This is a genomic window from Kitasatospora sp. NPDC004240, from assembly GCF_053603215.1.
In genome coordinates this window covers 22,935-32,423 of sequence record NZ_JBSGFD010000094.1, presented here as the reverse complement: position 1 = coordinate 32,423, position 9,489 = coordinate 22,935, and the positions used below count along the sequence as shown (strand labels likewise).

The window sequence follows — 9,489 nt, the reverse complement described above, 5'->3', positions numbered from 1 at the left end:
GGCAAGAAGAACGAGGGCGCGGCCAAGGAGAACCTGAAGGTCGTGGACGTGGCCCAGCTGCTGCTCGACTCGGTCAAGGCCACCCGCCGGGCCGGGGCGGTCGCGGCACCGCCGCGGGGGCGGTCACGCCTGGACGGGCTCCGGGGCCGGGTCCGTCTCGGCGGGCGGGGTGGCCTTGACCGAGTCGAGCAGCAGCTGGGCCACGTCCACGACCTTCAGGTTCTCCTTGGCCGCGCCCTCGTTCTTCTTGCCGTTGACCGAGTCGGAGAGCATGACCAGGCAGAACGGGCAGGCGGTGGAGACGATGTCCGGGTTGAGGGAGAGGGCCTCGTCGACGCGCTCGGTGTTGATGCGCTTGCCGATCCGCTCCTCCATCCACATCCGGGCGCCGCCGGCGCCGCAGCAGAAGCCGCGCTCCTTGTGGCGGTGCATCTCCTGCTGGCGCAGGCCGGGGACCTTGTCCATGATCTCGCGCGGCGGGCTGTAGACCTTGTTGTGGCGGCCCAGGTAGCACGGGTCGTGGTAGGTGATCAGGCCCTCGACCGGGTTGACCGGCACGAGCCTGCCCTCGTCGATGAGGTGCTGCAGCAGCTGGGTGTGGTGGATGACCTCGAAGTGGCCGCCCAGCTGCGGGTACTCGTTGGCGATGGTGTTGAAGCAGTGCGGGCAGGTCGCCACGATCCGCTTGGTCGGGGCGTCCTCCAGCGCGGCGTTCAGGGTCTCGACGTTCTGCGCGCCGAGCATCTGGAAGAGGAACTCGTTGCCCAGGCGGCGCGGGGAGTCACCGGAGCAGGTCTCCTCCTTGCCGAGGATGGCGAACTTCACGCCGGCGGTGTGCAGGAGCTCCGCGAAGGCCTTGGTGGTCTTCTTGGCGCGGTCCTCCAGGGCACCGGCGCAGCCGACCCAGTAGAGGTACTCGACCTCGGCGGGGTCGATGTCCTCGCCGATGACCGGGACCTCGATGCCGGTCTCCTTCTTGAGCTCCTTGACCCAGTCGAGGCGCGCCTTGGTGGCCAGGCCCCAGGGGTTGCCCTTGTTCTCCAGGTTCTTGAGCATGGTGCCGGCCTCGGTCGGGAACGAGGACTCGATCATGACCTGGTAGCGGCGCATGTCGACGATGTGGTCGACGTGCTCGATGTCCACCGGGCACTGCTCGACGCAGGCGCCGCAGGTGGTGCAGGACCACAGGACGTCCGGGTCGATGACGCCGTTCTCCTCGGCGGTGCCGATCAGCGGGCGCTCGGCCTCGGCCATCGCGGCCGCCGGGACGTCCTTCAGCTGCTCGGGGGTCGCCTGCTCGTTGCCCTCCATGTCCTTGCCGCCGCCGGCCAGCAGGTACGGGGCCTTGGCGAAGGCGTGCTCGCGCAGCGACATGATCAGCAGCTTGGGCGACAGCGGCTTGCCGGTGTTCCAGGCCGGGCACTGCGACTGGCAGCGGCCGCACTCGGTGCAGGTGGAGAAGTCGAGGATGCCCTTCCAGGAGAAGTGCTCGACCTGGGAGACGCCGAACACGGCGTCGTCGGCCGGGTCCTCGAAGTCGATCGGCTGACCACCGCTGGTCATCGGGCGCAGCTCGCCCAGCGCGGTGCCGCCGTCCTCCTCGCGCTTGAAGTAGATGTTGAAGAAGCCGAGGAAGCGGTGCCAGGCCACGCCCATCGAGGGGTTGAGGCCGATGGTGGTCGCCCACGCGAAGGAGATGCAGATCTTCAGCATCGCGAACAGGTAGACCAGGTTGACCAGCGTGCTGTGCGACAGCCCGTCGAGGGCGACGACCAGCGGGTACGAGACCAGGTGCTCCGGGCCGTAGGAGTCGACCCCGGCGAGGGCGCCCTCCAGCGCGCGCAGCATGGTGATGCAGAGACCGATGCCGAGGATCGTGTACTCGACGTAGAAGGCCTGCCAGGCGATCGAGCCGGCGAAGCGCGACTTGCGGCCGGCCCGGCCGGGCAGGCTCATCAGCCGGATCACGATCAGGGTCAGGATGCCCAGGGTGGTCAGGGTGCCCAGCAGCTCGACGAAGAGCTGCCACAGCATCCAGTGCCCGATGATCGGCAGCGCGAACTCGGCGTCGAACAGCTGGCCCACGGCGTTGACGATGGTGAGGACCAGGCTGAAGAAGCCGACCGCGACGAACCAGTGGGCGATGCCGACGATCCCCCAGCGGTTCATCCGGGTGTGCCCGACGAACTCGACGGCCAGGGTCTTCGCCCGCTGCGCGGGGCTGCCGAAGCGTGTGGCGTCCGGCTGGCCGGTGCGCACCACCTTGTAGATGTACAGCGCCGCACGGGCGGCGAGCGCGGTGCCGATCACCAACGTGACCAGCGAGATGACGATCGCTGCTAGCTGCATCGGCTCTCCGTCTCCTACGGCTTGCTGGGGGTTGCAGTCTCTCCGAAGTGAGTGTACTCGTCGGTAACTTGCCGGGCCGACGGCCCGGACATTACCGCTCGTTAACACTTCTCCTGAAGATGCTCAAGGTATGGCGACAGTCACGTAAGTACACCCCGGCGCCGCCCGGCCCGCCGTCGCCCCTCCCCCGGCTCAGCAAAGTTGAGCGACCTGGACTCAGGGCTGTTGACGCTCCCCGCCGAGTCATGCATCCTTGAGCCCGTAAAGCTCAACTCTTCCGTGGAGGTATCTACGATGGCACGCGCGGTCGGCATCGACCTCGGTACGACGAACTCGGTCGTCAGCGTTCTGGAGGGTGGCGAGCCCACCGTCATCACGAACGCCGAGGGCGCGCGGACCACGCCGTCCGTCGTCGCCTTCGCCAAGAACGGCGAGGTCCTGGTCGGCGAGGTGGCCAAGCGCCAGGCGGTCACCAACGTGGACCGCACCATCCGCTCGGTCAAGCGCCACATGGGCACCGGGTGGAAGATCAACCTGGACGGCAAGGACTTCAACCCCCAGCAGATCAGCGCCTTCGTGCTGCAGAAGCTGAAGCGGGACGCCGAGGCGTACCTGGGCGAGACCGTCACCGACGCCGTCATCACCGTCCCGGCGTACTTCTCCGACTCCGAGCGCCAGGCCACCAAGGAGGCCGGTGAGATCGCGGGCCTCAACGTCCTGCGCATCGTCAACGAGCCGACCGCGGCCGCCCTGGCCTACGGCCTGGACAAGGACGACCAGACCATCCTGGTCTTCGACCTCGGCGGCGGCACCTTCGACGTCTCCCTGCTGGAGATCGGCGACGGGGTCGTCGAGGTGAAGGCCACCAACGGTGACAACCACCTCGGTGGTGACGACTGGGACCAGAAGGTCGTCGACCACCTGGTGAAGGTCTTCCAGGCCGGCCACGGCGTCGACCTGTCCAAGGACAAGATGGCCCTGCAGCGTCTGCGCGAGGCCGCCGAGAAGGCCAAGATCGAGCTGTCCTCGTCCTCCGAGACCTCGATCAACCTGCCCTACATCACGGCCTCCGCCGAGGGCCCGCTGCACCTGGACGAGAAGCTCACCCGCGCCCAGTTCCAGCAGCTGACCGCGGACCTGCTGGAGCGCTGCAAGGTCCCGTTCCACAACGTCATCAAGGACGCCGGCATCGCGCTGTCCGAGATCGACCACGTGGTCCTGGTCGGCGGCTCGACCCGCATGCCGGCCGTCGCCGAGCTCGTCCGCGAGCTGACCGGCGGCAAGGACGCCAACAAGGGCGTCAACCCGGACGAGGTCGTCGCCATCGGCGCCGCGCTCCAGGCCGGTGTCCTCAAGGGCGAGGTCAAGGACGTCCTGCTGCTCGACGTCACCCCGCTGTCCCTCGGCATCGAGACCAAGGGCGGCATCATGACCAAGCTGATCGAGCGCAACACCACGATCCCGACCAAGCGCTCCGAGATCTTCACCACCGCCGAGGACAACCAGCCCTCCGTGCAGATCCAGGTCTACCAGGGCGAGCGCGAGATCGCGGCGTACAACAAGAAGCTCGGCATGTTCGAGCTGACCGGCCTGCCGCCGGCCCCCCGCGGCCTGCCCCAGATCGAGGTCACCTTCGACATCGACGCCAACGGCATCATGCACGTCGGCGCGAAGGACCTCGGCACCGGCAAGGAGCAGAAGATGACCGTCACCGGCGGCTCCGCGCTGCCGAAGGACGACATCGAGCGCATGATGCGCGAGGCCGAGCAGTACGCGCAGGAGGACCACGAGCGCCGCGAGGCCGTCGAGACCCGCAACCAGGCCGAGCAGCTCGTCTACTCGACCGAGAAGTTCATCGCGGACAACGCCGACAAGCTGCCGGCCGAGGTCAAGACCGAGGTCGAGACCTCCATCGGCGAGCTCAAGGACGCCCTGAAGGGCGACGACATCGCGAAGATCCGCGAGGCCTCCGAGAAGGTGTCCACCACCGCCCAGAAGCTCGGCCAGGCGCTGTACGCCAACGCCGACGCCGCCGGTGCGGCCCCGGCCGGTGACGCCGCCGGCGCCAAGGACGACGACGTCGTCGACGCCGAGATCGTGGACGACGAGAAGCCCAAGGGCGGTGCCGCATGACGGAGAAGCCGCAGGGTGCTGAGCCCGGCGACGACTCCGCCGCCGAGGAGGCCGTGGTCAAGGCAGCCGAGGAGGCCGCCGCGGCCGGTGCCGACTCCGGCGCGGGGGACCTCGCCGCGGCCAAGCGCGAGCTGGCCGAGCGGACGGGTGACCTCCAGCGTCTCCAGGCCGAGTACCAGAACTACCGCAAGCGGGTCGAGCGCGACCGTCTGACGGTCCGTGAGATCGCGGTCTCCAACATCCTGGAGTCCCTGATCCCGGTCCTGGACGACATCGGCCGGGCCCGCGACCACGGCGAGGTGACGGGCGGCTTCAAGTCCGTCGCCGAGTCGCTGGAGACCGTGGTGGCCAAGCTGGGCCTGCAGCAGTTCGGCAAGGAGGGCGAGTCCTTCGACCCGACGATCCACGAGGCCCTGATGCACAGCTACTCCTCGGACGTCACCGAGGACACCTGTGTCCAGATCCTCCAGCCCGGCTACCGGATCGGCGAGCGGATCATCCGCCCGGCGATGGTCGCGGTCGCGGAGCCCCAGCCGGGGACCCAGACCACCGCCGCGCCGGACGCCGACCCGTCCGATTCCGCGGAGTCGGACAAGGCCGACGGTGGCGCTGACAGCTGACCACCCGCGCGCCGCGGAGCCGTACGCCGTCGTCCCGTACGGCGTCCGGCTCCGCGGCGCGCTCTCCGCTGCCACCACCCGTCCGGGGGCCGGCGGCACCCTCAACGACCGCACGATGACCATGGGATCCGGGAGGTGGCGGCAGCCATGAGCGGCAAGGACTACGTCGAGAAGGACTACTACAAGGTCCTCGGCGTGCCCAAGGACGCCACCGCCACCGAGATCAAGAAGACGTACCGCAAGCTGGCGCGCGAGTTCCACCCCGACGCCAACAAGGGCGACGTCAAGGCCGAGGACCGCTTCAAGGACATCTCCGAGGCGTACGACGTCCTGTCCGACGAGAAGCGCCGCAAGGAGTACGACGAGGCCCGCAGCCTCTTCGCCAACGGCGGCTTCCGCCCCGGCGGCGCCGCCGGCGGCAACTACAGCTTCGACTTCGGCGACCTGTTCAACGGCACCCAGCCCGGCGCGGGCGGCGGCGGGCTCGGCGACGTGTTCGGCGGCCTGTTCAACCGCGGCGGCCGTCAGGCCCAGCCCCGGCGCGGCGCCGACGTCGAGACCGAGGTCACCCTCTCCTTCGACGAGGCCGTCGACGGCGCGACCGTCCCGTTGCGGATGACCAGCCAGGCCCCCTGCCGCACCTGCAGCGGCACCGGTGCCAAGGCCGGCACCACCCCGCGGGTCTGTCCGACCTGCGTCGGCTCCGGCACCGTCAGCCGTGGCCAGGGCGCCTTCGCGCTCTCCGAGCCGTGCCGCGACTGCCGCGGCCGCGGCATGATCGTCGACGACCCGTGCGCCGACTGCCACGGCAGCGGCCGGGCCAGCTCCGCGCGCACCATGCAGGTCCGCATCCCCGCCGGGGTGCAGGACGGCCAGCGCATCCGGCTCAAGGGCAAGGGGGCCCAGGGCGAGCGCGGCGGACAGCCCGGCGACCTCTACGTCACCGTCCACGTCGACGCGCACCCGGTCTTCGGGCGCAAGGGCGACAACCTCACCGTGACGGTCCCCGTCACCTTCCCCGAGGCGGCGCTCGGCGGCACCATCGAGGTGCCGACACTCGGCGGCCCCCCGGTGAAGCTCAAGCTGCCCCCCGGCAGTGCCAACGGGCTCACCCTCCGGGCCCGCGGCAAGGGCGCCACCCGCAAGGACGGCACCCGCGGCGACCTGCTGGTCACCGTGGAGGTCGTGGTGCCGCAGCACGTCACCGGAGACGCGCTGGCGGCCCTGGAGCAGTACCGCGAGGCCACCGCCTCCGACGACCCGCGAGCCGCCCTCTTCCGGGCGGCGAAGGGAGCGTGACGACCAGATGACCCCCGACAGCAACCGCGGCCCCATCGGTGCCGGCATCGGCGAGGGCCTCCCCGGCTCCGCCCCCCGCCGGACCACGGCCGCCCCCGCCTACGTCCTCACCGAGGACACCCCGGTCTACGTGATCTCGGTGGCCGCCGAGCTCTCCGGGCTGCACCCGCAGACGCTGCGTCAGTACGACCGGCTCGGCCTGGTCTGCCCCGACCGCACCGCGGGCCGCGGCCGGCGCTACTCCGCCCGCGACATCCAGCAGTTGCGCGAGGTCCAGCGGCTCTCCCAGGACGAGGGCATCAACCTGGCCGGCATCAAGCGGATCATCGAGCTGGAGAACCAGGTCACCGCGCTCCAGTCCCGCATCGCCGAACTGGTCGACTCCCTGGAGGGCGCCGCCTCGGCCCTCCGGCAGCGCGAGGCCACCATCCACGCCTCGTACCGCCGCGACCTGGTCCCGTACCAGCCGCCGACCCAGTCCAGCGCCCTGGTCGTCTGGCGGCCCAAGCGGTAACGCCGGGCCCGTGAACGCCACCGCCGCCGGTTCCCTCTGTTCGGGGGGTGCCGGCGGCCCCTCGTTGATGAGAGGGTTCCAGCGACAGGCCCGCGGCGCCGGTGCGAGAATGCATCCCCCCTACCCACCGCGGTCGGCCCCAGGACGTGTCCGACGATTCGCACGCCCGGCGGAAATCGTCAGGGACGCCCTAGGATCGCCGACGAGGCACTGGGTGCGACCATGAGGCCAGTTCGGTTGTCGGGAAGGAGTCGTGAATGAGTGGGAAGGACGCCTCCACTCCGGGCATCGGCACGGCGGGGACGCTGTCCGCGGGCGCCCACGAGCTCTACCTCGCGGTCATCCGGGCCCACGGCCGCCTGGCCCGCAAGGACGTCCAGCCGTGCGACTACAGCCACCTCAGCGAGTTGCTGGACATCGGGCTGCTCATCCCCGACACGGACGACCCGCACACGCTGGTCGCGGTCGACCCCAAGCAGCTCGCCAGCGGCCTCAGCGCGCTCTGGCAGCGCCAGGCGCTGGAGCTGCTCTCCCGGGCGGTGACCGTTCCCGCCGATCTGCAGGACCTCGCCGACGCCTTCCACAAGCCGGAATCCTCCGGCGGCACCATCGAGTACGTGCGCGGGAAGGCGCTGATCAATCAACGGATCAACCACACCGCGGCATCGGCCCGGGAGGAAATACTCGCGGCCCAGCCCGGGGGTCCCCGCCCGCCGGAGATCCTCACCCGGGCCATTTCCAATGATCTCGCGGACCTCCGGCGCGGAATATCGGCGCGGACCATCTACCACGCCAGCACGCGGTACCACGCGCCGACCCGGGACTACGTCGCCACCATCACCGAGGCGGGCGGGAGATTCCGCACCCTGGACGAGCCCTACACCCGGCTCATCGTCGTCGACCGGCGGGTGGCGGTGATCCCGGTCGTGAACGACCTGAACCTCGCCGCGTTCATCCACGACCCCGCCGTCGTGCAGTTCATCGCCGACGAGGTCTTCGAGCGGAACTGGAACCGCAGCCTCGAATTCACCGGCGGCAGCGCGGTGCCCGAACAGGTCGTCTCCCGTCTCCGGCAGACCATCATCGACCTGCTCCTGAAGGGCACCAATCACCGCGTCATCGCCCGCCGCCTCGGCATCAGTGAGCGCACGCTCGCACGTCATCTGGCGGAAATGCGGGACGACTACAACGTCGAGTCGCTGTTCCAGCTCGGATACGCGCTCGCACGCACGTCACGGGACCCTCGGACCGGACAGCCGGACCACACCCGGGACGGCGGGCTCGTACGGGAATAGCGGAGGAACGAGCGGGAGCGAGTGGGTTCCGGATCATCCGTCACTCCACCGCTCCTATTCCGTCCCGACCATCAGTCGGCATGTACCTGATGGCCGGGCGCGCCCGTTACGACCATTCACGGTCCGAGGCCACGAACAGAACCGCGGAACCCGGAATAGCGTTGCCGGCGACCACGGAATCCGCTTGAGTGGCATGTACAGAATCACTGCTGGCCGCAGTGGTGATGGCAACGCCCGCAGCGGCAAGGACACCGACAACCGCCGTCACCACGGCCGCCTTGACCGCCCGATGGATACGAGACACGCGTACACCCCATCCTGTAGTGGCATGTCGAGTCGAATGAAGATACGACATCCTGTCAATCGCTCAGATGGTGCCACATCTCGGGAAGTACTGTCACCGTCCGGCCACGGAGATGAGGGTGTCATCTCTCTGCCATGCAGACGGATGACACTGTGTGTCAGTGGACTCCCCGGCCGTACTCGGTGGACGATCAACTTGCGCCCTGTTCACCACAGCGGATTCTCCCGTCCGGCACATGCCCCACCAGGGCGCCACCAAGCCGAACTCCCTGTCCCCCTTCCGCCCGTACCCCAGTCCGGCGCCGGCCCCGAGCAGCCGCGCCAGCCCCTTCCCCGGAGTCGACATGACCGAGCCCTACCTGCGCGATCGCGCCACCCAGGCCTCCGAAGGCCGGCGTGCGCGCGTCTTCCTGGCGGCGCCGCTGATGCGGCTGACCGGGCCGGCGGACAGCGTGGTGACCCTGGCCAGCCGGACGCGGCTGACGACCCTGCGCACCACGCTGCTGCGCAGCGGTGCCGCCGTGTACAGCGCGCACCACAGCGACGCCTGGACCGTGGCCGGCCGCGCCCCCGAGCCGCGGGTGCCCTCGGACTTCCGCGCCCTGCAGTCGGCGGACCTGGTCTTCGCCTACGTCGGCGCCCCGCTCTCCGCCGGGGTCAGCCTGGAGCTCGGCTGGGCGTCGGCGCTGCGCAAGCCGATCGTCCTGCTGGTCGACGAGGCCATCACCCACAACCCGCTGATCGCCACCATCGAGCAGGTCGCCCCCGTGCTGCCGCTGGTCTTCGACGACACCTGGTCGCAGGAGGCGCTGCACCACACCGTGGAGACCGCCCTCGACTGGGCCGGCATGGCGCTCTCGCTGCGCGAGGGCTTCTGGACCGCGCCCGGCGAGCAGTTCACCCTCCCCCGGCAGCAGCCGCCGGCCGTCGGCGGCTACTGGCCCACCGGCGCGGCCACCGGCTGACGCCACCGCGC

General features: G+C 69.8%; 8 protein-coding genes. 7 read left to right on the top strand and 1 reads right to left on the bottom strand.

All coding sequences use genetic code 11. The features are described from left to right. Positions 1-123: 123 nt before the first annotated feature. Complete coding sequence (locus ACWEQL_RS24365; protein ID WP_452152425.1) at positions 124-2,349, bottom strand: (Fe-S)-binding protein; 2,226 nt, start codon at positions 2,347-2,349, stop codon at positions 124-126. 294 nt (positions 2,350-2,643) lie between these two features. Here ACWEQL_RS24365 and dnaK point away from each other — a divergent pair, with 294 nt between their 5' ends. The 7 genes from dnaK to ACWEQL_RS24330 all read left to right on the top strand — a co-directional run bounded on the left by dnaK (position 2,644) and on the right by ACWEQL_RS24330 (position 9,478). Beyond that, the gene (dnaK, locus tag ACWEQL_RS24360) at positions 2,644-4,482 is read left to right on the top strand and encodes a molecular chaperone DnaK (RefSeq protein WP_452152424.1); all 1,839 of its coding nucleotides are present in this window, start codon (positions 2,644-2,646) and stop codon (positions 4,480-4,482) included. Further along, positions 4,479-5,102, top strand: coding sequence for a nucleotide exchange factor GrpE (grpE, locus tag ACWEQL_RS24355; RefSeq protein WP_452152423.1), 624 nt, complete (start codon positions 4,479-4,481; stop codon positions 5,100-5,102). The genes dnaK and grpE overlap by 4 nt, the downstream gene beginning before the upstream one ends. Next, the gene (locus ACWEQL_RS24350; RefSeq protein WP_452152422.1) at positions 5,086-5,253 is read left to right on the top strand and encodes a hypothetical protein; all 168 of its coding nucleotides are present in this window, start codon (positions 5,086-5,088) and stop codon (positions 5,251-5,253) included. The genes grpE and ACWEQL_RS24350 overlap by 17 nt, the downstream gene beginning before the upstream one ends. After that, positions 5,250-6,401 carry a molecular chaperone DnaJ gene (dnaJ, locus tag ACWEQL_RS24345; RefSeq protein ID WP_452152421.1) on the top strand — a complete coding sequence of 384 codons (1,152 nt, stop codon included), beginning with the start codon at positions 5,250-5,252 and terminating at the stop codon, positions 6,399-6,401. The genes ACWEQL_RS24350 and dnaJ overlap by 4 nt, the downstream gene beginning before the upstream one ends. Positions 6,402-6,408: 7 nt before the next feature. Then, entirely contained in the window at positions 6,409-6,915 is a 507-nt protein-coding gene (locus ACWEQL_RS24340) for a heat shock protein transcriptional repressor HspR (RefSeq protein WP_452152420.1), read from the top strand. A gap of 257 nt (positions 6,916-7,172) precedes the next feature. Next, complete coding sequence (locus ACWEQL_RS24335; protein WP_452152419.1) at positions 7,173-8,210, top strand: LuxR family transcriptional regulator; 1,038 nt, start codon at positions 7,173-7,175, stop codon at positions 8,208-8,210. A 647-nt stretch (positions 8,211-8,857) separates the two neighbouring features. Next, positions 8,858-9,478 (top strand): hypothetical protein, encoded by a 621-nt coding sequence (locus tag ACWEQL_RS24330; protein ID WP_452152418.1) that lies wholly within the window; start codon positions 8,858-8,860, stop codon positions 9,476-9,478. Positions 9,479-9,489: the final 11 nt, after the last annotated feature.

What these genes read in the sequence shown, in the direction of transcription:
- ACWEQL_RS24365 (WP_452152425.1), bottom strand. Translation starts at nt 2,349, where the DNA reads ATGCAGCTAGCAGCGATCGTCATCTCGCTGGTCACGTTGGTGATCGGC.
- dnaK (WP_452152424.1), top strand. Translation starts at nt 2,644, where the DNA reads ATGGCACGCGCGGTCGGCATCGACCTCGGTACGACGAACTCGGTCGTC.
- grpE (WP_452152423.1), top strand. Translation starts at nt 4,479, where the DNA reads ATGACGGAGAAGCCGCAGGGTGCTGAGCCCGGCGACGACTCCGCCGCC.
- dnaJ (WP_452152421.1), top strand. Translation starts at nt 5,250, where the DNA reads ATGAGCGGCAAGGACTACGTCGAGAAGGACTACTACAAGGTCCTCGGC.
- ACWEQL_RS24340 (WP_452152420.1), top strand. Translation starts at nt 6,409, where the DNA reads ATGACCCCCGACAGCAACCGCGGCCCCATCGGTGCCGGCATCGGCGAG.
- ACWEQL_RS24335 (WP_452152419.1), top strand. Translation starts at nt 7,173, where the DNA reads ATGAGTGGGAAGGACGCCTCCACTCCGGGCATCGGCACGGCGGGGACG.
- ACWEQL_RS24330 (WP_452152418.1), top strand. Translation starts at nt 8,858, where the DNA reads ATGACCGAGCCCTACCTGCGCGATCGCGCCACCCAGGCCTCCGAAGGC.